16 protein-coding genes and 2 tRNA genes are annotated in these 22,591 nt (G+C 61.1%); 13 read left to right on the forward strand and 5 right to left on the reverse strand.

What is annotated here, in order from left to right:
- Positions 1-121 precede the first annotated feature (121 nt).
- Both ACO6VD_RS16925 and ACO6VD_RS16930 read right to left on the reverse strand, forming a co-directional pair.
- Positions 122-208: transfer RNA gene (locus tag ACO6VD_RS16925), tRNA-Leu, on the reverse strand.
- An 87-nt stretch (positions 209-295) separates the two neighbouring features.
- Positions 296-382, reverse strand: a tRNA-Leu gene (locus ACO6VD_RS16930).
- A gap of 267 nt (positions 383-649) precedes the next feature.
- Here ACO6VD_RS16930 and rnr point away from each other — a divergent pair.
- The 11 genes from rnr to ACO6VD_RS16985 all read left to right on the forward strand — a co-directional run bounded on the left by rnr (position 650) and on the right by ACO6VD_RS16985 (position 17,215).
- Positions 650-3,241, forward strand: coding sequence for a ribonuclease R (gene rnr / locus ACO6VD_RS16935; protein ID WP_422420735.1), 2,592 nt, complete (start codon positions 650-652; stop codon positions 3,239-3,241).
- On the forward strand, positions 3,238-3,996 hold the full coding sequence (rlmB, locus tag ACO6VD_RS16940) for a 23S rRNA (guanosine(2251)-2'-O)-methyltransferase RlmB (protein ID WP_422420736.1): 759 nt from the start codon (positions 3,238-3,240) through the stop codon (positions 3,994-3,996). Before rnr ends, rlmB begins: the two co-directional genes overlap by 4 nt.
- Positions 3,997-4,201: 205 nt before the next feature.
- Positions 4,202-4,627, forward strand: coding sequence for a 30S ribosomal protein S6 (rpsF, locus tag ACO6VD_RS16945; protein WP_010221605.1), 426 nt, complete (start codon positions 4,202-4,204; stop codon positions 4,625-4,627).
- Positions 4,628-4,655: 28 nt separating this feature from the next.
- Positions 4,656-4,886: a 30S ribosomal protein S18 gene (gene rpsR / locus ACO6VD_RS16950; RefSeq protein ID WP_009403887.1), complete on the forward strand. Its 231-nt coding sequence runs from the start codon at positions 4,656-4,658 to the stop codon at positions 4,884-4,886.
- Positions 4,887-4,922: 36 nt separating this feature from the next.
- A complete protein-coding gene (locus ACO6VD_RS16955; RefSeq protein WP_400172245.1) occupies positions 4,923-5,822 on the forward strand; it encodes a hypothetical protein in 900 nt (299 codons plus the stop codon).
- A 21-nt stretch (positions 5,823-5,843) separates the two neighbouring features.
- On the forward strand, positions 5,844-6,290 hold the full coding sequence (gene rplI / locus ACO6VD_RS16960; protein ID WP_045196876.1) for a 50S ribosomal protein L9: 447 nt from the start codon (positions 5,844-5,846) through the stop codon (positions 6,288-6,290).
- A 110-nt stretch (positions 6,291-6,400) separates the two neighbouring features.
- Complete coding sequence (gene dnaB, locus ACO6VD_RS16965; protein ID WP_038615183.1) at positions 6,401-7,798, forward strand: replicative DNA helicase; 1,398 nt, start codon at positions 6,401-6,403, stop codon at positions 7,796-7,798.
- Positions 7,799-7,898: 100 nt separating this feature from the next.
- A complete protein-coding gene (locus tag ACO6VD_RS16970; protein WP_400172244.1) occupies positions 7,899-10,205 on the forward strand; it encodes a YgiQ family radical SAM protein in 2,307 nt (768 codons plus the stop codon).
- 297 nt (positions 10,206-10,502) lie between these two features.
- Entirely contained in the window at positions 10,503-13,787 is a 3,285-nt protein-coding gene (locus tag ACO6VD_RS16975; RefSeq protein WP_422420738.1) for a DUF2126 domain-containing protein, read from the forward strand.
- A gap of 39 nt (positions 13,788-13,826) precedes the next feature.
- Entirely contained in the window at positions 13,827-16,313 is a 2,487-nt protein-coding gene (locus tag ACO6VD_RS16980; RefSeq protein WP_422420739.1) for a circularly permuted type 2 ATP-grasp protein, read from the forward strand.
- The gene (locus ACO6VD_RS16985) at positions 16,313-17,215 is read left to right on the forward strand and encodes a transglutaminase family protein (protein WP_422420740.1); all 903 of its coding nucleotides are present in this window, start codon (positions 16,313-16,315) and stop codon (positions 17,213-17,215) included. The genes ACO6VD_RS16980 and ACO6VD_RS16985 overlap by 1 nt, the downstream gene beginning before the upstream one ends.
- On the opposite strand, the gene ACO6VD_RS16990 is transcribed toward ACO6VD_RS16985, so the two are convergent.
- Positions 17,212-17,799 carry a TIGR00730 family Rossman fold protein gene (locus ACO6VD_RS16990; protein ID WP_422420741.1) on the reverse strand — a complete coding sequence of 196 codons (588 nt, stop codon included), beginning with the start codon at positions 17,797-17,799 and terminating at the stop codon, positions 17,212-17,214. The genes ACO6VD_RS16985 and ACO6VD_RS16990 overlap by 4 nt on opposite strands.
- Before the next feature lie 374 nt (positions 17,800-18,173).
- On the opposite strand from ACO6VD_RS16990, the gene azu reads away from it, so the two are divergent.
- Entirely contained in the window at positions 18,174-18,620 is a 447-nt protein-coding gene (gene azu / locus ACO6VD_RS16995; RefSeq protein WP_038615177.1) for an azurin, read from the forward strand.
- A gap of 185 nt (positions 18,621-18,805) precedes the next feature.
- On the opposite strand, the gene nadE is transcribed toward azu, so the two are convergent.
- Both nadE and pncB read right to left on the reverse strand, forming a co-directional pair.
- Positions 18,806-19,633: an ammonia-dependent NAD(+) synthetase gene (gene nadE / locus ACO6VD_RS17000; RefSeq protein ID WP_422420743.1), complete on the reverse strand. Its 828-nt coding sequence runs from the start codon at positions 19,631-19,633 to the stop codon at positions 18,806-18,808.
- Between the two features lie 3 nt (positions 19,634-19,636).
- The gene (gene pncB, locus ACO6VD_RS17005; protein WP_422420744.1) at positions 19,637-20,839 is read right to left on the reverse strand and encodes a nicotinate phosphoribosyltransferase; all 1,203 of its coding nucleotides are present in this window, start codon (positions 20,837-20,839) and stop codon (positions 19,637-19,639) included.
- Positions 20,840-21,309: 470 nt separating this feature from the next.
- Here pncB and ACO6VD_RS17010 point away from each other — a divergent pair, with 470 nt between their 5' ends.
- Complete coding sequence (locus ACO6VD_RS17010) at positions 21,310-22,446, forward strand: branched-chain amino acid ABC transporter substrate-binding protein (protein ID WP_400172237.1); 1,137 nt, start codon at positions 21,310-21,312, stop codon at positions 22,444-22,446.
- The last annotated feature ends 145 nt before the right edge of the window (positions 22,447-22,591 follow it).

The following is a 22,591-nucleotide window of genomic DNA, read 5'->3' on the forward strand; positions in this document are numbered from 1 at the left end:
GAGGCTTTCTCGCTCCATCGCTTTTTCTCCTTTTTTTCCCCCCCCCCCCCCCCCCCCCCCGCTCCCACAATGTGTGGAAGGCAGAAACGAAAAAACCCGCTTTCGCGGGTTTGATCTGAATTGGTGCCCAGAAGAAGACTCGAACTTCCACGACCGTAAGGTCACCAGCACCTGAAGCTGGCGTGTCTACCAATTTCACCATCTGGGCAAAATGAAGCGGTGTAGCTTGTAACGAAAACAGTGTAGCGTCTTGCAGTAAATCTCAGAAGTGCTAAACAGTTCTAAGATTTGAAATTGGTGCCCAGAAGAAGACTCGAACTTCCACGACCGTAAGGTCACCAGCACCTGAAGCTGGCGTGTCTACCAATTTCACCATCTGGGCATTTCGCTAAGGTCACATGATGCTTCACATCAGGTTGCATCTCAACTATAACGACGCTGTCCGTCGTTGTGGTGCGCACTATACGGATGCCCCTGAGGGCTGTAAAGCCCCGTTCAGAAAAAATCTTAAAATTTTCAAGTCATTGTTCCTTATGATGGTTTTGGCAGCATCCAGGGGCCTCTGAGAGGGCTGTCCAAGCCTGAAATTTCCGGTTTCAATACGCCTATGCCAAACTAACCCTTATATAGACAAGGTGAACCCCTCCTAATGGCCGATTGGCAGACCCTCGATCCCGAGGCCGCTCGTGAAGCGGAAAAATACGAAAACCCTATTCCTAGCCGTGAGCTGATCCTGCAGCGCCTGGACGAGCGCGGCTCGCCGGCTGCCCGCGAGCAGTTGGTCGAAGAGTTCGGCCTGACCACCGAAGACCAGATCGAAGCCCTGCGCCGCCGCCTGCGGGCGATGGAGCGTGACGGTCAGCTGATCTATACCCGGCGTGGCACTTATGCCCCGGTAGACAAACTGGACCTGATCCTCGGCCGCATTGCCGGCCACCGTGATGGTTTCGGCTTCCTGATCCCGGATGACGGCAGCGACGATCTGTTCCTGAGCCCGGCACAGATGCGCCTGGTGTTCGATGGTGACCGTGCCCTGGCGCGGGTCTCCGGTCTCGACCGTCGCGGTCGTCGTGAAGGCGTGGTGGTCGAAGTGATCTCCCGCGCCCACGAGAGCATCGTTGGCCGCTACTTCGAAGAAGGCGGTATCGGCTTCGTGACCCCGGACAATCCCAAGGTTCAGCAGGAAGTGCTGATCACCCCGGGTCGTAACGGCGGCGCGAGGATCGGTCAGTTCGTCGAGGTGAAGATCACTCACTGGCCAACCCCGCGCTTCCAGCCTCAGGGCGATGTCACCGAAGTAATCGGCAACTACATGGCGCCGGGCATGGAAATCGACGTTGCGCTGCGCAGCTACGATATTCCGCATGTCTGGCCAGAGGCCGTTATCAAGGAAGCACGCAAGCTCAAGCCGGAAGTCGAAGAAAAAGACAAAGAGCATCGCATCGACCTGCGCCATCTGCCGTTCGTCACCATCGACGGCGAAGATGCCCGCGACTTCGACGATGCGGTGTACTGCGAGAGCCTGGGCAAATTGCGCCTGTTCTCCGGTGGCTGGCGCCTGTACGTGGCGATCGCCGACGTTTCCAGCTACGTGCGCCTGGGTTCTGCCCTGGATGCCGAAGCCCAGGTGCGCGGCAACTCGGTGTACTTCCCTGAGCGCGTCATACCGATGCTGCCCGAAGAGCTCTCCAACGGTCTGTGCTCGCTGAATCCGCACGTCGACCGCCTGGCGATGGTCTGTGAAATGACCATCAACAAGTCCGGGCAGATGGTCGATTACCAGTTCTACGAAGCGGTGATCCACTCCCACGCACGCCTGACCTACAACAAGGTCAGCAGCATGCTCGAGCATGCCCGTACCCGTGAAGGCAAAGCCCTGCGCGAGCAGTACAGCGACGTGGTGCCGGACCTCAAACAGCTCTATGCCCTGTACAAAGTGCTGCTGGCGGCCCGTCACACCCGTGGCGCGATCGACTTCGAAACCCAGGAAACCCGGATCATCTTCGGCTCCGAGCGCAAGATCGCCGAAATCCGGCCGACCGTGCGCAACGATGCCCACAAGCTGATCGAGGAGTGCATGCTGGCCGCCAACGTGGCCACCGCCGAATTCCTCAAAAAGCACGAAATTCCTGCCTTGTACCGCGTCCACGACGGTCCGCCGCCGGAGCGCCTGGAAAAACTGCGCGCCTTCCTCGGTGAGCTGGGCCTGTCGCTGCACAAAGGCAAAGACGGTCCGTCGCCGAAGGACTACCAGGCATTGCTGGCGAGCATCGCCGGGCGTCCGGACTTCCACCTGATCCAGACCGTGATGCTGCGTTCCCTGAGCCAGGCGGTGTACAGCGCCGACAACAACGGCCACTTCGGCTTGAACTACGAGGCGTACACGCACTTCACCTCGCCGATCCGTCGTTATCCCGACCTGCTGACTCACCGCGCCATCCGCAGCGTGATCCGTTCGCGTCAGGAAACCCCGCACGTCAAGCGCGCCGGTGCCATGAGCATTCCCAAGGCACGCATTTACCCGTACGACGAGCCGACCCTGGAGCAGCTTGGCGAGCAGTGCTCGATGAGCGAGCGACGGGCCGACGAGGCCACCCGCGATGTGGTCAACTGGCTCAAGTGCGAGTACATGAAAGACCGCGTCGGCGAGAGCTTCCCGGGTGTGATCACCGCGGTGACCGGTTTTGGCCTGTTCGTCGAACTGACCGACATCTACGTCGAAGGCATGGTGCATGTCAGTGCCTTGCCGGGTGACTACTACCACTTCGATCCTGTGCATCATCGTCTCGCCGGTGAGCGTACCGGTCGCAGCTTCCGTCTGGGCGACACCGTCGAAGTGCGGGTAATGCGCGTCGATCTGGAGCAGCGCAAGATCGACTTCGAAATGGCCGAGAACACCCTGAAGGCGCCGATTGGCCGCAAGCAGCGTTCCGAAGGCGTGCGCCCGCAAGACGGCAAGCCGGTTCCGGTGCTCGACAAGGCCGAGGCGCCAAAGGCTGAGCCTGCACGCCGGAGCAAGAAAAGCGAAACCGCCGAAGCTTATTTCCCGTCCCATGCCGCGGCGAAAAACGCCGAAGTGCGCAAAAGCCGGGAAATGAAAAAGGCGCTGATGTCCGATGCCAAGCACTCCAGCGGCAAGTCGGCGGCCAAGGCCGGCAAGTCGTCGGAGAAACCGAGCAAGCATCGCAAGGGGCCGCCAAAAGCGAGCTCTGGATCACGTAAACCCAAGGCCAAGTCATGAGTCAGTTGGAAAAAATCTACGGCGTTCACGCCGTAGAAGCCCTGTTGCGCCATCACCCCAAGCGGGTCAAGCAGATCTGGTTGTCGGAAGGTCGTAGCGACCCGCGCGTGCAGGTCATTGTCGACCTGGCCGGGCAGAACCGGGTTGCGGTCGGCCAGGCCGAGCGTCGCGAGCTGGACGCCTGGGTTGAAGGCGTGCACCAGGGCGTGGTGGCTGAGGTCAGCCCGAGCCAGGTGTGGGGCGAAGCGATGCTCGAGGAGCTGCTGGATCGCACCGAAGGCGCGCCGTTGATCCTGGTGCTTGACGGTGTCACCGACCCGCACAACCTTGGTGCCTGCTTGCGCACCGCTGATGCTGCCGGTGCCCTGGCAGTGGTCGTGCCCAAGGACAAGTCGGCAACCCTGACGCCGGCAGTGCGCAAAGTTGCCTGCGGCGCTGCCGAAGTGATCCCGCTGGTGGCCGTGACCAACCTCGCACGCACGCTGGAGAAACTCCAGCAGCGTGGCCTTTGGGTTGTCGGCACCGCTGGCGAGGCGGAGCAGGAGCTGTACCAGCAAGACCTGACCGGCCCGACCATCCTGATCATGGGTGCCGAAGGCAAGGGCATGCGTCGCTTGACCCGCGAGCACTGTGACTTTCTGGTCAAGCTGCCGATGGCCGGTAGCGTCAGCAGCCTGAACGTGTCGGTGGCGACTGGCGTGTGCCTGTTCGAGGCCGTTCGTCAGCGTCAGGCCAAAGCCAAGACCAAGGCCTGATTCCCCGTAGGAGCGGATAAATCCGCTCCTGCAGCTGTTCAATTCTTCACCAATTACCTTGCGTGTGCATCGGCGCTTCTCTACAATTGCGCCCCTTGCCATGTTGGCGGGCGTTCACGCGCCTTCACCCAAGGCAAGACATACAGTGTCATTCACTCCTTGTCTGACCACTCTGGTGGCAGACTACAACCCGTAAGGAGCATTCATGCGTCATTACGAAATCATCTTTCTGGTCCACCCTGACCAGAGCGAGCAAGTCGGCGGCATGGTTGAGCGTTACACCAAGCTGATCGAAGAAGACGGCGGCAAGATCCACCGTCTGGAAGACTGGGGCCGTCGTCAACTGGCCTACGCAATCAACAATGTTCACAAGGCTCACTACGTGATGCTGAACGTTGAGTGCACCGGCAAGGCCCTGGCCGAGCTGGAAGACAACTTCCGCTACAACGATGCCGTGATCCGTAACCTGGTCATCCGTCGCGACGAAGCCGTCACCGGCCAATCCGAGATGCTCAAGGCTGAAGAAAACCGCAGTGAGCGCCGTGAGCGTCGCGACCGTCCTGAGCATGCTGACAGCGCCGATGGCGACGACAGCAATGACAGCGACAACAGCGATAACGCTGACGAGTAATCCACGGACCTTTTGAGGAGCCTATTACATGGCACGTTTCTTCCGTCGTCGTAAATTCTGCCGCTTCACTGCTGAAGACGTGAAAGAGATCGATTACAAAGATCTCAACACCCTGAAAGCTTACGTATCCGAAACCGGCAAGATCGTTCCAAGCCGTATCACCGGTACCAAAGCTCGTTATCAGCGTCAGCTGGCTACCGCTATCAAGCGCGCCCGCTTCCTGGCCCTGCTGCCCTACACCGACAGCCACGGCCGCTGAGACCGGGTCGTCGACAAGTAGCAAAGGATAGAATGCATGCGCGCCTTAGCTGATTTCATCATGCGCGGTCGCGTGCAAGCCACCCTGGTGGTGGTGGGTTGTGCGGCGTTGCCGCTGTTGTTCTGGTTGAGTGCCGCCGCCGGGAGCCTGGTGTTCCTGCGGCGCGGTTTCAAGGACGCCTCCGGGATCCTCGCCTGGGCTTTATTGCCTGCGCTGGCCTGGTGGTTCTTCGGCGAGCCGCGCACCTTGATGGTGTTGCTGGGAACGCTGGGGCTGGCTGCGCTGTTGCGCGCCGGGCAGTCCTGGAACCGGGTGCTGTTGTTCAGCATCGCTGTGGGCCTGGTGTATGGCGTAGTTCTGGGTTCGGTGTTCCGCGAACCGATCGAAGCTCTGGCTGGAGCGCTTGAAAAAGCCCTGCCGCAGATGCTCGACGGTCTCTACCAGCAGTTGTCGGTAGAGGAGCGGGCCCGCCTGGGCAGCCTGATCGCACCAGTGCTCAACGGCCTGATAGCGGCATTGTTGCAAGCCGTCAGTGTGCTGGCCCTGATGTTGGGCCGTTACTGGCAGGCAGTGTTGTATAACCCGGGTGGTTTTGGCCGCGAGTTTCAAGCGGTCAGGCTTCCCCTGGTGCCGGCGCTGGTGCTGTTGGTGCTCATGCTGGTGGGACCGAATTTCGGTCCTGAACTGGCGATGTTGACACCGCTGTGCAGCGTACCGCTGATGTTTGCAGGGCTTGCCCTGATGCATGGGCTGGTGGCGCAAGGACGACTGGGCAAGTTCTGGTTGGTCGGGATGTACGTGACACTGCTGCTGTTCATGCAGCTGACTTATCCGTTGCTCGTGGTTTTGGCCATTGTCGACAGCCTGATTGATTTTCGCGGTCGCAAGGCACCCCCTAAAGGTGCTGATAACGATTCCGCGAACGGTGAAGGTTAAAAGTTAAGAGGTTATTACCAAATGGAACTGATCCTGCTGGAAAAAGTCGCCAACCTGGGCAACCTGGGCGACAAGGTAAATGTTAAGGCCGGTTACGGTCGTAACTTCCTGCTGCCATTCGGCAAAGCCACCGCTGCTACCGCTGCCAACCTGGCTGCGTTCGAAGAGCGTCGTGCTGAGCTGGAAAAACTGGCTGCAGAGAAAAAAGCTTCGGCTGAAACCCGCGCTGCCCAACTGGCCGAGCTGGAAGTGACCATCACTGCCACCGCCGGTGACGAAGGCAAGCTGTTCGGTTCGATCGGCACCCACGACATCGCTGACGCCCTGACCGCCTCCGGCGTTGAAGTGGCCAAAGCTGAAGTTCGTCTGCCGAACGGCACCATCCGTAACGTCGGCGAATACGACGTTGCCGTGCACCTGCACAGCGACGTTGAAGCCACCGTTCGCGTGGTTGTTGTCGCAGCCTAAGCTGGACCAATCGGCTGGCACCTCGCGTGCCAGCCGGTTAACATCGGGCACGATCCTGCTTTGCAGGTCGTGCCCTTTGTCTTTTTCATCACCCTGATTCCTGCGTGGCCATGAACGAGATAACCGCCCCCGAGCAATATGATCTGCAAACCTCTGCCCTGAAGGTGCCGCCGCATTCCATCGAGGCCGAACAGGCCGTGCTCGGTGGCTTGATGCTGGACAACAACGCCTGGGAGCGAGTGCTCGATCAAGTCTCCGACGGCGACTTCTACCGGCATGACCACCGTCTGATCTTCCGCGCCATCCACAAGCTCGCCGACCAGAACGCCCCGTTCGACGTGGTGACGCTGCACGAGCAGCTGGACAAGGAAGGGCTGAGTTCGCAAATCGGTGGTCTTGGCTACCTCGGCGAACTGGCCAAGAACACCCCGTCGGTGGCCAACATCAAGGCCTATGCGGCGATCATCCGCGAGCGGGCGACCCTGCGTCAGCTGATCAGCATCAGCAACGAGATTGCCGACAGCGCCTTCAACCCCCAGGGGCGTAACGCCGCCGAGATTCTCGATGAAGCCGAACGGCAGATCTTCCAGATCGCCGAAGCACGGCCGAAAACCGGTGGCCCGGTGGGCGTCAACGACCTGCTGACCAAGGCCATCGACCGCATCGACACGCTGTTCAATACCGACAGCGCGATCACCGGCCTGTCCACCGGCTACACCGACCTTGACGAGAAGACCAGCGGCCTGCAACCGGCCGACCTGATTATCGTCGCCGGTCGTCCGTCCATGGGTAAGACCACCTTCGCCATGAACCTGGTGGAGAACGCCGTGTTGCGCAGCGACAAGGCGGTCCTGGTGTACTCCCTGGAGATGCCAGGTGAATCGCTGATCATGCGTATGCTCTCTTCCCTGGGCCGCATCGATCAGACCAAGGTGCGTTCCGGTCAGCTCGAAGACGACGACTGGCCGCGCCTGACCTCGGCGGTCAACCTGCTCAACGACCGCAAGCTGTTCATCGACGATACCGCTGGTATCAGCCCATCGGAAATGCGCGCGCGTACCCGTCGCCTGGTGCGTGAACACGGCGAAGTCGGCCTGATCATGATCGACTACCTGCAGCTGATGCAGATTCCGGGCTCCAGCGGCGACAACCGCACCAACGAGATTTCCGAGATCTCCCGCTCGCTCAAGGCCCTGGCCAAAGAGTTCAACTGCCCGGTGGTGGCCCTGTCGCAGCTCAACCGCTCCCTCGAACAACGTCCGAACAAGCGCCCGGTGAACTCCGACTTGCGTGAATCGGGTGCAATCGAGCAGGACGCCGACGTGATCATGTTCGTTTACCGTGACGAGGTGTATCACCCGGAAACCGAGCACAAAGGCATTGCCGAAATCATCATCGGCAAGCAGCGGAACGGCCCGATCGGCTTTATCCGCCTCGCCTTCATCGGTAAGTACACGCGCTTTGAAAACCTGGCGCCAGGTAGTTACAACTTCGACGACGACGAATAAGGCCAAATGACCTATTCCGACCTTTAACGTCGGAATTGGTCAATTTTTGTGCTATATTCCGCGCCCGCGATTTTTCATCGATTAGCCACCGGTCACTGACATGCAAGCAGCCAAACCACTTTTCGACTATCCCAAGTACTGGGCCGAATGCTTCGGACCAGCGCCTTTCCTGCCGATGAGCAGGGCAGAGATGGATCAGCTCGGCTGGGATTCCTGCGACATCATCATCGTGACCGGCGACGCCTACGTCGACCATCCGTCGTTTGGCATGGCCATCATCGGCCGTCTGCTGGAAGCCCAGGGCTTTCGTGTCGGCATCATCGCCCAGCCAAACTGGCAGTCCAAAGACGACTTCATGAAGCTTGGCGAGCCGAACCTGTTCTTCGGCGTCGCGGCCGGCAACATGGACTCGATGATCAACCGTTACACCGCCGACAAGAAGATCCGTTCCGACGATGCCTATACGCCGGGCGGCCTGGCCGGCAAGCGTCCGGACCGCGCCAGCCTGGTCTACAGCCAGCGCTGCAAAGAGGCCTACAAGAATGTGCCGATCGTCCTCGGTGGCATTGAAGCCTCCCTGCGCCGGATCGCCCACTACGATTACTGGCAAGACAAGGTCCGTCACTCGATCCTGATCGACGCCTGCGCCGATATCCTGCTGTACGGCAACGCCGAGCGGGCTATTGTCGAAGTGGCCCAGCGCCTGTCCTTTGGCCAGAAGATCGAAGACATTACCGACATCCGCGGTACTGCGTTCATTCGTCGTGACACGCCGCAGGGCTGGTACGAAGTCGACTCCACGCGTATCGACCGTCCGGGCAAGATCGACAAGATCATCAACCCGTACGTCAACACCCAGGACACCCAGGCCTGCGCCATCGAGCAGGAGAAGGGACCGGTTGAAGACCCGAACGAAGCCAAGGTCGTGCAGATCCTGGCCAGCCCGCGCATGACCCGCGACAAGACGGTGATTCGCCTGCCATCGTTCGAGAAAGTGCGCGGTGACGCCGTGCTCTATGCCCACGCCAACCGCGTGTTGCACCTGGAGACCAACCCGGGCAACGCCCGCGCCCTGGTGCAGAAACACGGTGAAGTGGACGTGTGGTTCAACCCGCCACCCATTCCGATGACCACTGAAGAAATGGACTACGTGTTCGGCATGCCTTATGCGCGCATCCCGCACCCGGCGTATGGCAAGGAGAAAATCCCGGCCTACGACATGATCCGTTTCTCGGTGAACATCATGCGTGGCTGCTTCGGCGGCTGCACCTTCTGTTCGATCACCGAGCACGAAGGGCGGATCATCCAGAACCGCTCCCACGAATCGATCATTCGTGAGATCGAAGAAATTCGCGACAAGGTACCGGGTTTCACTGGCGTCATCTCCGACCTCGGTGGCCCGACCGCGAACATGTACCGCATCGCCTGCAAGAGTCCCGAGATCGAATCTGCGTGCCGCAAGCCATCGTGCGTGTTCCCGGGCATTTGCCCGAACCTGAACACCGACCACTCGGCGCTGATCAAGCTGTACCGCAGCGCCCGTGAACTGCCAGGGGTGAAGAAGATTCTGATCGCCTCCGGCCTGCGCTACGACCTCGCGGTCGAGTCGCCGGAGTACGTCAAGGAACTGGTGACGCACCACGTCGGCGGTTACCTGAAGATTGCCCCGGAGCACACCGAGGAAGGTCCGCTGAATCAGATGATGAAGCCGGGCATCGGTAGCTATGACCGTTTCAAGCGCATGTTCGAGAAGTACTCCAAAGAGGCGGGTAAAGAGCAATACCTGATCCCGTACTTCATCGCTGCGCACCCGGGTACCACCGACGAAGACATGATGAACCTGGCACTGTGGCTCAAGGGCAACGGTTTCCGTGCTGACCAGGTCCAGGCGTTCTACCCGTCGCCAATGGCCTCGGCAACGGCCATGTACCACTCGGGCAAGAACCCGCTGCGCAAGGTCACCTACAAGAGCGACCCGGTCACCATCGTCAAGAGCGAGCAGCAGCGCCGCCTGCACAAGGCCTTCCTGCGCTACCACGATCCGAAGGGCTGGCCGATGCTGCGTGAAGCCCTGGAGCGTATGGGCCGTGCCGACCTGATCGGCCCGGGCAAGCACCAGCTGATCCCGCTGCACCAGCCAGCGACCGACAGCTACCAGAGTGCCCGACGCAAGAACTCCACGCCGGCGGGTAGCCACAAGGTGGCCAAGGAACAGAAGATCCTGACCCAGCACACCGGCTTGCCACCACGCGCCAGCGACGGCTCCAATCCGTGGGACAAGCGCGAACAGGCCAAGGCTGCGGCGTTTGCCCGTAACCAGCAGGCTGCCAAGGAACGCAAAGAGGCTGCCAAAGGCGGCGGCAAGGGCAAGAAAAAGCCCGCCCGCCAGCCGGCAGTGCCGCGCTAATAAAAACGCCAGCCTTCGGGCTGGCGTTTTTGTTTCTGGCCTTGCTCGGCGGAGCTCCCATCGCCGGCTACGCCAGCTCCCACAGGATTGTGGGAAGTTGTGATTGGTGTAGGAAGGTGCATAGCGAGCCCAAACTTCCTGGCAAAGCCTCAAATCTGTGCAAGGCTTGCACGGCGGCTTCGTCGCGGTGCGCTTCTGGTGCGCCGAAACAGGCTGCGCGCAGGGAATCGCGGAACATGCCGGATGGCATAAGTCTTGCGCGGTTCCATTACCGTCCAGGCTCGCAGGAGGCCCGCCGTGTCGATCCATGTCGCCTTGAACCATGTCACCGAGTACCGCTACGACCGTGCCGTCGAACTCGGGCCACAGATCGTGCGCCTGCGTCCGGCGCCGCACAGCCGTACGCGGATTCTCTCCTATGCGCTGAAAGTGCAGCCGGACGGGCATTTCATCAATTGGCAGCAAGACCCCCAAGGCAACTACCTGGCACGCCTGGTGTTCCCGGAGAAGACCGATTCGCTGCGCATAGAGGTGGACCTGGTCGCCGAGATGGCGGTGTTCAACCCGTTCGATTTCTTTCTTGAGCCTTATGCCAAAGCCATTCCCTTCAGTTATGCGAAGGACGAGCGCCACGAGCTGATGCCCTATCTGGAGCAACTGCCACTGACGCCCGCGTTCGCCGCTTACCTGCAGAGTATCGAGCGCACCCCACAGCCCAGCGTCGATTTTCTGGTCGCCCTGAACCAGCGGCTGAGTCAGGACATCCGCTACCTGATCCGCCTTGAGCCCGGCGTACAGACACCGGAACAGACCCTGGAACTTGGCTCCGGCTCCTGCCGCGACTCGGCCTGGCTGTTGGTACAGCTATTACGTCATCTGGGGCTGGCTGCACGTTTTGTCTCCGGGTACCTGATTCAACTGACGGCCGATGTCAAAGCCCTCGATGGGCCTTCCGGTACCGAAGCGGACTTCACCGACCTACACGCCTGGTGCGAGGTGTACCTGCCCGGCGCGGGCTGGATCGGCCTGGATGCGACGTCCGGATTGTTTGCCGGTGAAGGCCATATCCCCTTGGCCTGTAGCCCTGATCCGACGTCAGCGGCACCGATCAGCGGTCTGGTCGAGCCCTGCGACTGCACTTTCAACCATGAGATGAGCGTCGAGCGGCTGTGGGAATCCCCGCGGGTGACGCTGCCCTACAGCGATGAGCAATGGCAGGCAATCGTCGCCCTCGGGCGTCAGGTCGATGCCGATCTGAAGGCTGCGGATGTGCGCCTGACCATGGGTGGCGAGCCGACGTTCGTGGCTCTGGATGACCCCGATGGTGCCGAGTGGAATACGGCAGCCCTTGGGCCGAACAAGCGGCGTCTGGCCAGCGAGTTGTTCCAGCGCCTGTACAAGCACTATGCACCGAAGGGGCTGGTGCACTTTGGCCAGGGCAAGTGGTATCCCGGCGAGCAGTTGCCGCGCTGGTCACTCAACTGCTTCTGGCGCCGTGACGGTGAACCGGTGTGGAACAACCCGGCGTTTATCGGCCAGGAGCAGCAAGACTATGGCGCCGATAGCCGGTTGGCCGGACGTTTTCTGGCGAGCATTGCCGAGCGCCTGAAACTGCCCACGCGCTATGTGTTTCCCGCCTACGAAGATGCCTTGTATTACCTGTGGCGCGAAGGCGGCCTGCCGTCCAACGTCCGCGTCGACGATGCGCGGTTGACCGACGAGATGGAGCGAGCGGGTCTGCGCAAGGTGTTCGGCCAGGGTCTGGACAAGGTCATCGGTCAGGTCCTGCCGCTGGCGCGCAGCGCCGATGAGCAACGCTGGCAGAGTGGCCGCTGGTTCCTGCGTGATCAGCATTGCCGGCTGGTGCCGGGGGATTCGCCGCTGGGCTACCGCCTGCCTTTGGCGGCGCAGCCGTGGGTCAGTGCCGCAGAGTATCCCTATGTACACCCGACCGACCCCAATCAGGCTCAAGGCGACTTGCCCGCTCGTGATGCACTGGCAGCGGCCAGTGCCGCTGAGGTTGTCGATGAGCAGGAACAGCCAACGCCGAAGGTTGATGCCTCGGCCGACTGGCTGACCCGCACAGCCTTGTGTGCCGAAGCGCGGGAAGGGCGCTTGTACCTGTTCATGCCTCCGCTGTCGCGGCTTGAGGATTACCTTGAGCTGGTGGCGGTAATCGAGGCCAGTGCGACCGAGCTCAATTGCCCGGTGATCCTTGAGGGCTACGAGCCACCCGCCGACCCGCGCTTGCTCAACTTCAAGGTAACCCCTGACCCAGGCGTGATTGAGGTCAATGTGCAGCCATCGGCCAACTGGGATGAACTGGTCGAAAGCACCGAGTTTCTCTATGAACAAGCCCGCCAGACGCGACTGATCAGCGAAAAGTTCATGATCGACGGGCGCCACACCGGCACCGGTGGCGGCAATCACTTTGTGCTCGGCGGTGCCACGCCGGCAGACTCACCGTTTCTGCGGCGCCCGGATTTGCTGCGCAGCCTGATCAGCTATTGGCACAACCATCCGTCATTGTCGTACCTGTTTTCCGGCCTGTTCATCGGGCCGACATCTCAGGCGCCGCGGGTCGACGAAGCACGCAATGACGCGCTGTACGAACTGGAAATCGCCTTCGCGCAAATGCCCGACCCCGGCGAGCCGTGCGCACCGTGGCTGGTGGACCGGCTGCTGCGCAACCTGCTGATCGACGTGACCGGCAACACCCATCGCGCCGAGTTCTGCATCGACAAATTGTATTCGCCGGATGGCCCGGCCGGGCGCCTGGGCCTGCTCGAACTGCGCGCATTCGAGATGCCTCCGCATGCACGCATGAGCCTGGTCCAGCAGCTGTTGCTACGGGCACTGGTGGCGCGCTTCTGGCGCGAGCCCTATGCACCGAAGCGTCTCGCTCGCTGGGGCACTGAGCTGCATGACCGTTTCATGCTGGCGCATTTCATCGAGCAGGACTTTGCCGATGTACTGGTCGAGCTCAATACCGCGGGCTATCCGTTGCGTGCCGAATGGTTCGCGGCGCATTTCGAGTTCCGCTTCCCCAAGGTCGGCGATTACGCGGTCAAGGGCATTGAACTGGAGCTGCGCCAGGCCCTCGAGCCCTGGCATGTGCTGGGTGAGGAGGGCAGCGGCAATGGCAACGTACGTTATGTCGACTCGTCTCTGGAGCGCCTGCAGGTCAAGGTCAGCGGCATGAGCGGCGAACGCTATCGGCTGACGTGCAATGGTGTGGCCGTGCCGCTGCAACCGACAGGACGAGTGGGCGAGTTTGTCGCTGCCGTGCGTTATCGCGCCTGGCAGCCGGCCAACTGCCTGCAGCCCACCATCCCGGTGCATGCACCTTTGGTATTCGACCTGCTCGATACCTGGATGGGCCGTTCGCTGGGCGGTTGTCAGTACCACGTGGCGCATCCGGGTGGGCGCAACTACGAAACCCAGCCGGTCAATGCCAACGAAGCCCAGAGCCGACGCCAGGCGCGCTTTTTCCGCCTTGGACATACTCCCGGCAATGTACCTGTGCCGGCCCTGCAGATCGACCCTGAATTGCCCTTTACCCTGGATCTGCGCCGCTACTGAGCGCTACTCTGAATTGACTTGCAGCCTTCGAGCACTGCCATGCCAGACCTGTTTGATGCCTACCCGCTGAACCCGGGGGCGTACCACGAAATGCTCGAGGCCCAAGGCAAGGTTCGTGGCCATTGGCAGCCGGTGTGTAACTACCTGCAGCGTAGCGGACCGGCGCAGCTGGCCCAGCGGCAGGCCTCACTGACCCGGCAACTGCAGGAAAACGGCGTTACCTACAACATCTATGCCGACCCGAAGGGCGCCGACCGTCCCTGGGAGCTGGACCTGTTACCGCACCTGTTGCCCGCCGCCGAATGGCAGCAGCTGGCCGCCGGCGTTGCCCAGCGCGCACGTTTGCTCAATGCGCTGCTGGCCGATATCTATGGACCGCAGCAGCTGATCAGCGAGGGCTTGCTGCCGAGTGAACTGATCTACGGACACAACAATTTCCTCTGGCCCTGTCAGGGCATCAGCCCGCCCGACGGCACCTTCCTGCATGTTTATGCCGTGGACCTGGCACGGGCACCGGACGGTCGCTGGTGGGTGACCGCGGACCGTACCCAGGCGCCTTCCGGTGCCGGTTATGCACTGGAGAACCGCACCATCGTTTCCCGTGCGCTACCGGAGTTGTACCGGGACCTGCGGGTGCAGCATCTGGCGGGCTTCTTTCGTACTTTGCAGCAGACCCTGGCACGCCTGGCACCCAGCGAGAAAGAGGCGCCGCTGGTGGTCCTGCTGACTCCGGGGCGTTTCAACGAGAGCTATTTCGAACACCTGTATCTGGCGCGTCAGCTCGGCTATCCCCTGGTGGAGGGCAGTGACCTGACGGTGCGCGACGCCACGCTGTACCTCAAAACCCTCAGCGGACTGCGCCGGGTCCACGCGATCATGCGTCGCCTGGATGACGACTTCTGCGATCCGCTGGAACTGCGCACCGATTCGGCGTTGGGCGTCCCCGGCTTGCTCGATGCCGTGCGTCAGGGCCGGGTGCTGGTGGCCAACGCCTTGGGCAGTGGTGTGCTGGAGTCTCCCGGGTTGTTGGGCTTTCTGCCGGCCATCAACCAGCGCCTGTTTGGCGAAGACCTCAGCTTGCCGTCGATTGCCACCTGGTGGTGTGGGGAGCCTGCGGTAATGGCCCAGGCGCTGGAGCAGTTGCCACAGTTGCTGGTCAAGCCGGCGTTTCCTTCGCAGAGTTTCACGCCGGTGTTCGGTCGCGATCTGGACCACGCTCAGCGCCAGGCACTTGCCGAGCGGATTCAGGCGCGGCCCTATGCGTATGTCGCCCAGGCGCTGGCGCAGTTGTCCCAGGCGCCGGTATGGCAGCAGGAGCAAGGCCAGTTGCAGTCGCGGGCCATTGGCATGCGCGTCTATGCGGTGGCTTCGGCAGAGGGTTACCGGGTGCTGCCCGGTGGTCTGACGCGGGTTGCGGCGCTGGCGGACGCCGACGTGGTGTCGATGCAGCGCGGGGGTGCCAGCAAGGACGTCTGGGTGCTGGGAGAGACAGCTCCGGTCGGTGAGCAATGGCGGACCCAGCATAATCTCGGGGTGGCTGATCTGGTTCGTCAGGACCCTTACCTGCCATCGCGGGTGGTGGAGAACCTGTTCTGGTTCGGGCGCTATTGCGAGCGCTGCGATGCCAGCGCACGTTTGCTGCGGATCATCCTTACCCGTTATCTGGACGGTGATGATCCGTTGGCGCTGCAAGCCGCAGTGACCCTGGCCGATGAACTGTCGCTGCTGCCGGAAGAGGGCAAGCTGCCCGAGCGCCTGCGTACTGCCCTGGCCGACAGCGACTGGGCGTTCAGCCTCAAAGCCAACTTGCAACGCTTGCAGTGGGCGGCTTCGCAAGTGCGCGGCAAGCTCTCGCGGGAGAACTGGCAGGCGTTGGTGGAGTTGCAACGCGAAGCGCAGAGCCTTGACGATGAGGCCGCCGACTTTGGCGAGCAAGTGGACTTTCTCAATCGGCTGGTGATGTCGATGGCGGCGCTGTCGGGTTTTGCCCTGGACGACATGACCCGCGACGAGGGCTGGCGCTTTTTGATGATCGGGCGGCGGATCGAGCGTTTGCAATCGTTGTGCAGCAGCCTGGCGGCTTTTCTTCGTGGACCTGCAGTGGCTGATCAGGCCGGGCTTGAATGGTTGCTGGAACTGGGCAACAGCAGCATCACGTATCGCTCGCGCTACCTGGCGGTGGCGCAGTTGATTCCGGTGCTCGATCTGTTGCTGCTGGATGAGCAGAACCCCCATGCGGTGGTGTTCCAGCTCAACCTGCTGGTACGCGCCTACCGGCGCTTGTGTGATGAGTTCGCCAGCACTGCGGACCCGGGCCTGGCGTTGTTGGCCCAGCAGCTCAAGCATTTCGATTTGCGCAGCCTGGAAGGTTCGCTGTTCGGCAGTGCCAGCGTACATGCGGTGCTGACCGGGCTTGCGGACCTGTTGCAAGCCATCGCCGTGGCCAGCGGGGAGATTTCCGAGCGCCTGGCCTTGCGGCACTTCGCCCATGTCGATGATGTCAGTCAGCAAACGGTATCGGTCTGATGAGCGCTCACTACCAGGTTATCCACGACACCCATTATCGCTACGACAGCCCGGTGTCGTTGGCCCAGCAGCTGGCGCACCTGTGGCCGCGGCCGTGTGCCTGGCAAATTTGCAGTGCACAGGTTTTACAAGTCAGTCCGGCACCGACGCAACGGCGCGATGAGTGGGATGTGTTCGGTAACCCGCTTACCCGCCTGGCCTTCGAACGCCCGCATGAGCAACTGCGCGTGGTGGCGCGTTTGCAGATCGAGGTATTGCCCCGCGGCGAACCGCAGTTCAACGCTTCGCCTGCCTGGGAGCAGGTGCGTGATGCCCTGACCTACGCCAGTAAACCGTTGACGGGTGAACATCTGGAGGCTTGTCGCTACCGTTTCGAATCGCCGTATGTGCGCCTCAAACAGCGCTTCGTGACCTTCAGCGAGTCGTGCTTTGCGCCAGGGCAGCCAATGTTGGCTGGCGCTCAGGCGTTGATGGAAAAGATCTTCAGCGAGTTCACTTTTGATGCCGAGGCGACTCAGGTTGCTACACCCTTGGTGGAGGTGCTTGAGCGCCGTCGTGGCGTCTGCCAGGACTTCGCTCATTTGATGCTCGCTTGCTTGCGTTCTCGGGGGCTGGCAGCGCGTTATGTCAGTGGCTACTTGCTGACCCGCCCGCCGCCTGGGCAACCACGCCTGGTGGGCGCAGACGCCTCCCATGCCTGGGTCTCGGTGTACTGTCCGACCCAGGGCTGGGTCGATTTCGACCCCACCAACAACCTGCGTCCCGCGCTGGAACACATCACTCTGGCCTGGGGCAGGGACTTTTCCGATGTGTCGCCATTACGCGGGGTGATCCTCGGAGGCGGCAGTCATGACCCACAGGTGCAGGTCACAGTCATGCCGCTGGAGGAAGGGCAGCTTTAGTCAGGCTTTTTGTCGACCCACTTCGGTACGACCGGTGCGTGGTAACTGTCCATGGCCGTCAGCAGTTCGGCGGGGGTGTCGGCCAGTTGCAGCATGGCGCGGTGCTGTGGGCGCACGAAACCTTCTTCCACCACGTGATCAAGGAAATTGCCCAGCTTGCTGTAGAAACCATTGACGTCGAGCAGGCCCAGTGGCTTGGCGTGGTAGCCCAGTTGGCCCCAGGTCCAGACTTCGAACAGCTCTTCCAGGGTGCCCAGGCCGCCAGGCAGGGCCACGAAGGCGTCGCTCAGCTCCGCCATGCGCGCTTTGCGCGCGTGCATGCCATCGACGATTTCCAGGCGGGTCAGGCCGCTGTGGCCGACTTCGGCGTCTTTCAGCGCTTGCGGAATGATGCCGATCACTTCGCCACCCGCCGCCATGGCTGCGTCGGCAACGATACCCATCAGGCCAACCGCACCGCCGCCATACACCAGGGTCAGGCCGCGCTGGGCGATGGCCTGGCCGAGGGCGATGGCCGCTTCCCGGTAAGCCGGGTTGACGCCTGTGCTGGCGCCACAAAACACACAAACGGAACGTACTGACATTGCTTCTCTCCGGTTACAAGCGGACACAGAGTATGCGTCTGGCCGGTAGCTTCCAAGTCGGCAATGTGGCATTAACTGCAGGTTGCCCGTTACTCCGGTCGGGCGAACTCGCAGGTCGCGCCGCTGGCTCCACAGGCGTAGGCGGCCAGCAGGCTGTTCATCAAGCTACCAAGGGACATGTTTTTTGCTCCTGAATGAGAGGTTGTCTCATCCTCCCTTAATGGCGCATGATGTGCACTTTGATTGGCTGTATACAATCCATAGAACAATTCTACTGTCTGGCCCTTGGCCATCCCCTTGATATATATCAGGGAAGGGCTGAAGGGATTCAGGCAGTCTGCAAACTGATCAAAACCCTGCCAAGGAGATTCACGATGTTTGCCAAAGTTGTAGCCGTATCCTTGCTGACCCTCGCCAGCACCCAGGTATTTGCCGCCGAGTGCAAGGTCACCGTCGACTCCACCGACCAGATGTCCTTCAACACCAAGGCCATCGAAATCGACAAGAGCTGCAAGACTTTCACCGTTGAACTGACTCACTCCGGTTCCTTGCCGAAGAACGTCATGGGCCACAACCTGGTGATCAGCAAAGAAGCTGACATGCAGCCGATCGCGACCGACGGTCTGAGCGCCGGCATCGATAAGGACTACCTGAAGGAAGGCGACGCGCGCGTGATTGCTCACACCAAAGTGATCGGCGCCAAGGAAACCGCCTCGGTGACCTTCGATGTGTCCAAGCTTGATGCCAACGAGAAGTACGGCTTCTTCTGCTCGTTCCCAGGCCACATCTCGATGATGAAAGGCACTGTTACGCTGAAGTAATGCCTTGAACTGACTGTAGGAGCGGGGTTGTTTTCTCCGGGTGGGACAAACCCCTTTCTGGTAAACCCCCTCCTCCAAGGTACACTGAATTAGTCCTCGCAGTTACCGGCCTTATCTCCTCCTCCCCCCCCCCCCCCCCCCCCCCCCCCCCCCCCCCCCCCGCTCCTACAGGTTCGATGGATGGCTTACGGCGCGAACGGCATCTCGCGCTTGTGCTGGGTCTTGCGGTAAGTACCGCTAATGATGTCGAACGCTTCCTGGCTCACTGGCTCGCCATGCAGGAAGGCATCTATCTGCGCATAGGTCACACCATGCGACGCTTCGTCCGGCTTGCCCGGGGCCAGGTCTTCCAGGTCCGCAGTCGGCACTTTTTCCACCAGTGATTCCGGGGCGCCAAAGCTGCGCGCGATTGCCCGTACCTGGTTTTTCACCAGACCGCTCAAGGGCGCCAGGTCGCAGGAACCGTCACCGAATTTGGTAAAGAAGCCCATCACCGCCTCGGCGGCATGGTCGGTGCCGATCACCAGGCCCTGACGGGCACCAGCGATGGTGTACTGGGCGACCATGCGCATGCGCGCCTTGGTGTTGCCCACCACGAAGTCGACCATTGCTGGCGCGCCGCCTTCCAGTGCCTTGACCTCGGCGGCCAGGGCGCGAACGGCCGGGGCGATGTCCACAGTGTGTACTTCGTCAGCCTTGATGACTTCCAGGCAGGCCTGGGCGTCATGTTCATCCTGTTGAACCTGGTAGGGCAGGCGCACGGCGATGAAGCGATAGGCCGGGTCGCCGGTCTCGCTACGCAACTCGTTGATCGCCCGTTGCGCGAGCAAGGCAGCGGTCAGCGAATCGACACCACCACTGATACCCAGCACCAGGGTTTTCAGCCGGGCGTTGTTCAGGCACTGCTTGATGAACGCCACGCGCCGGGTCACTTCGACATCGAGCGCGGTGCGGTCGGCGAACGGCGGCTGGACCTTGAGCGCTTGCGCAATCTCTCGCTGGACGGCTTGCATGAATTACTCCTTGGGCACTTTGAAGACGTGGCGCAGGTAGGCGACGAAGTTCTCGTCGCGGCATTGGGTCTTGGCGGCCTCGTCGGAAATCTTGGCGACGGGCTGGCCATTGCAGTCGGTCATTTTAAGCACGATGTTCATCGGCGCCACCCCGGGAATGTCACAGGTCAGGTTGGTGCCGATACCGAAACTGACGTTGATCCGCCCGCGCAGGGCACGGAAGATCTCCAGTGACTTGGTCAGGTTCAGGCCATCGGAAAACACCAGGGTCTTGGTCATCGGGTCGATGCCCAGCTTGCGGTAGTGGGCGATAGCCTTTTCCGCCCAGCGCACCGGGTCGCCCGAGTCATGGCGCAGGCCGTCGAACAGCTTGGCGAAGAACAGGTCGAAATCGCCGAGGAAGGCATCCATGGTGATGCAGTCGGTCAGGGCGATGCCGAGCAAGCCCCGGTATTCGCGTACCCAGCAGTCCAGGGCGGCAATCTGGCTGTCGATCAAGCGTGGTCCCAGTTGTTGGTGGGCCATGATCCATTCGTGAGCCATGGTCCCCAAGGGCTTGATATCCAGTTTTCGTGCCAGGTGGACGTTGCTGGTGCCGACGAAGCGCGCCGGGAAATCCTCTTTGAGGACCCGCACCACTTCTTCCTGGACCTTGTACGAAAAGCGTCGGCGGGTACCGAAATCCGCTACCTGCAATTCAGCCAGCTCATCGCTGCTGGCATGGGCCTTGAGCCAGTCGAACTTGCGGTAGAGCTGGTCGCGCGCCTCGCTGAGCTTGACCTGGGGATAGCGATGGCGGTTGCGCACTTCGCTGATGATCGCCAGCAGCGGCACCTCGAAGAGGATCACGTGCAGCCATGGACCGCGTATGCGCAGGTACAGCTCATCGTTTTCGATGCCCAGATGCAGGTAGCGCAGGTTGAAGCGAAACAGGCCGAGAAAACGCAAGAAGTCCGGCTTGATAAAACTGATCTGTTCGAGAAAGCCCAGTTGGCCATTAGCCAGGCTCAACTCACACAATGCGTCGATCTGCTCGCGTATCTGCGCCAGATAGGGGCGCAGGTCTTCGCCATTGCGGCAGCGGAACTCCCATTCGACATCGACGTTGGGGTAGTTGTGCAGCACGGCCTGCATCATGCTCAACTTGTAGAAATCCGTGTCGAGCAGGTTCTGCACGATGCGATCGGCGAAGGCGCTCTCGCTCATAAGGGGCTCCGTAAAGGGCGCGCGCCATCAACTGCCAGCAACGACGCACAGACCTTGCCATTGTGCCAGCCTTTTTCCGCAGGTGGGCAAGCTTGCCTCGGGTACATCGGTAGCAGCCTACAGGGTGCAGCACTTTCCCCATTCAGCGGCTAGCCTGTAATGGTGCCCGCTGTAGCAGTCGCGCACCAAGGATGTGCAGTTCGGTTACGCATGCTGTTACAGGCTGGTTGCACGTAAACACTTGCCGGGGTTGCAATGATGGCACTTGGTGGTTGCTCTTTTGCGCTGGGGGTGGTGGCGCTTGCCGTGAGGCAGACGGTTGCACAGCCAGTAAAAAAAGGACGCGGCCCAGGCCCCGGCAACTTCTTCACGAGTTTTTCCAGAATAAAAAACCAATGGCACGGCCCTTGCTCAGAGCAATTGCTGAAAGTTGTAGTGCCAACCAAAAAAACTCCAAGGAGCACCACCTCATGTCGCAGACGTTTTACAAGAAAGGCTTTCTGGCCCTTGCCGTAGCTACGGCGCTGGGTGTTTCTTCGTATGTTCAGGCCGACATCAAGATCGGTGTAGCAGGGCCTATGACCGGCCCAAGCGCAGCGTTTGGCGAGCAGTACATGAAAGGTGCACAGGCGGCGGCCGATGCGATCAATGCCGCGGGTGGGATCAACGGCGAGCAGATCAAGCTGGTAGCAGGTGACGATGCTTGCGAGCCGAAACAGGCCGTAGCGGTAGCCAACCGCCTGGTTGACCAGGAAAAGGTCGCAGGGGTGGTCGGGCACTTCTGCTCGTCCAACACCATTCCTGCTTCAGAGGTCTATGACGAAGCCGGGGTCATTGCTATCACCCCAGGTTCGACCAACCCACAAGTCACCGAGCGTGGCCTGGGCGCCATGTTCCGCATGTGCGGGCGTGACGACCAGCAGGGCATCGTCGCCGGCGACTACATCGTCGACGTGCTCAAGGGTAAGAAAGTCGTAGTCCTGCACGACAAGGACACCTACGGTCAGGGCCTGGCCGATGCGACCAAGGCACAACTGGTCAAGCGCGGCGTGACCCCGGTGCTGTACGAGGGCCTGACGCGTGGTGAGAAGGACTTCAGCGCTGTGGTCACCAAGATCCGCGCCGCTGACGCTGATGTCGTCTACTTCGGTGGTTTGCACCCGGAAGCGGGTCCGCTGGTTCGGCAGATGCGTGAGCAGGGTCTCAAAGACGTCAAGTTCATGTCCGATGACGGCATCGTCACTGACGAGCTGGTCACCACTGCCGGTGGCGCACAGTATGTTGATGGCGTGTACATGACCTTCGGCGCCGACCCACGCCTGCTGCCTGACAGCAAGGCGGTGGTGGATGCCTTCCGCAAGACCGGCTATGAACCTGAGGGCTACACCCTGTACGCCTATGCATCGCTTCAGGCCCTGGCCGCAGGCTTCAACGGTGCCAAGTCGAACAAGGGCGAGGATGCCGCCAAGTGGCTCAAGGCAAACCCAGTGAAAACCGTGATGGGCGAGAAGACCTGGGACAGCAAGGGTGACCTGAAAGTCTCCGACTACGTGGTCTACCAGTGGGACAAGGACGGCAAGTATCACCAACTGGAAAAACAAAAATAACAACGGTATCCGACCCGGACCTGTGCCCGGGTCGCTACCCGGTTTTGCGCCGTACCTGTCTTTTCTCGTAGATCTGCACAACCCTGCGCTGCGAGGGCCGCTTCATCCGGGGCTCACCGTAGTCGGCGCTTGTGCAATCTCAAAT

The organism is Pseudomonas sp. GZD-222 (assembly GCF_049310525.1).
In the GTDB taxonomy this organism is placed as follows: Bacteria; Pseudomonadota; Gammaproteobacteria; order Pseudomonadales; family Pseudomonadaceae; genus Aquipseudomonas.

Coding starts and splice junctions, on each gene's coding strand:
- rnr (WP_422420735.1), top strand. CDS start 650: ATGGCCGATTGGCAGACCCTCGATCCCGAGGCCGCTCGTGAAGCGGAA.
- rlmB (WP_422420736.1), top strand. CDS start 3,238: ATGAGTCAGTTGGAAAAAATCTACGGCGTTCACGCCGTAGAAGCCCTG.
- rpsF (WP_010221605.1), top strand. CDS start 4,202: ATGCGTCATTACGAAATCATCTTTCTGGTCCACCCTGACCAGAGCGAG.
- rpsR (WP_009403887.1), top strand. CDS start 4,656: ATGGCACGTTTCTTCCGTCGTCGTAAATTCTGCCGCTTCACTGCTGAA.
- ACO6VD_RS16955 (WP_400172245.1), top strand. CDS start 4,923: ATGCGCGCCTTAGCTGATTTCATCATGCGCGGTCGCGTGCAAGCCACC.
- rplI (WP_045196876.1), top strand. CDS start 5,844: ATGGAACTGATCCTGCTGGAAAAAGTCGCCAACCTGGGCAACCTGGGC.
- dnaB (WP_038615183.1), top strand. CDS start 6,401: ATGAACGAGATAACCGCCCCCGAGCAATATGATCTGCAAACCTCTGCC.
- ACO6VD_RS16970 (WP_400172244.1), top strand. CDS start 7,899: ATGCAAGCAGCCAAACCACTTTTCGACTATCCCAAGTACTGGGCCGAA.
- ACO6VD_RS16980 (WP_422420739.1), top strand. CDS start 13,827: ATGCCAGACCTGTTTGATGCCTACCCGCTGAACCCGGGGGCGTACCAC.
- ACO6VD_RS16985 (WP_422420740.1), top strand. CDS start 16,313: ATGAGCGCTCACTACCAGGTTATCCACGACACCCATTATCGCTACGAC.
- ACO6VD_RS16990 (WP_422420741.1), bottom strand. CDS start 17,799: ATGTCAGTACGTTCCGTTTGTGTGTTTTGTGGCGCCAGCACAGGCGTC.
- azu (WP_038615177.1), top strand. CDS start 18,174: ATGTTTGCCAAAGTTGTAGCCGTATCCTTGCTGACCCTCGCCAGCACC.
- nadE (WP_422420743.1), bottom strand. CDS start 19,633: ATGCAAGCCGTCCAGCGAGAGATTGCGCAAGCGCTCAAGGTCCAGCCG.
- pncB (WP_422420744.1), bottom strand. CDS start 20,839: ATGAGCGAGAGCGCCTTCGCCGATCGCATCGTGCAGAACCTGCTCGAC.
- ACO6VD_RS17010 (WP_400172237.1), top strand. CDS start 21,310: ATGTCGCAGACGTTTTACAAGAAAGGCTTTCTGGCCCTTGCCGTAGCT.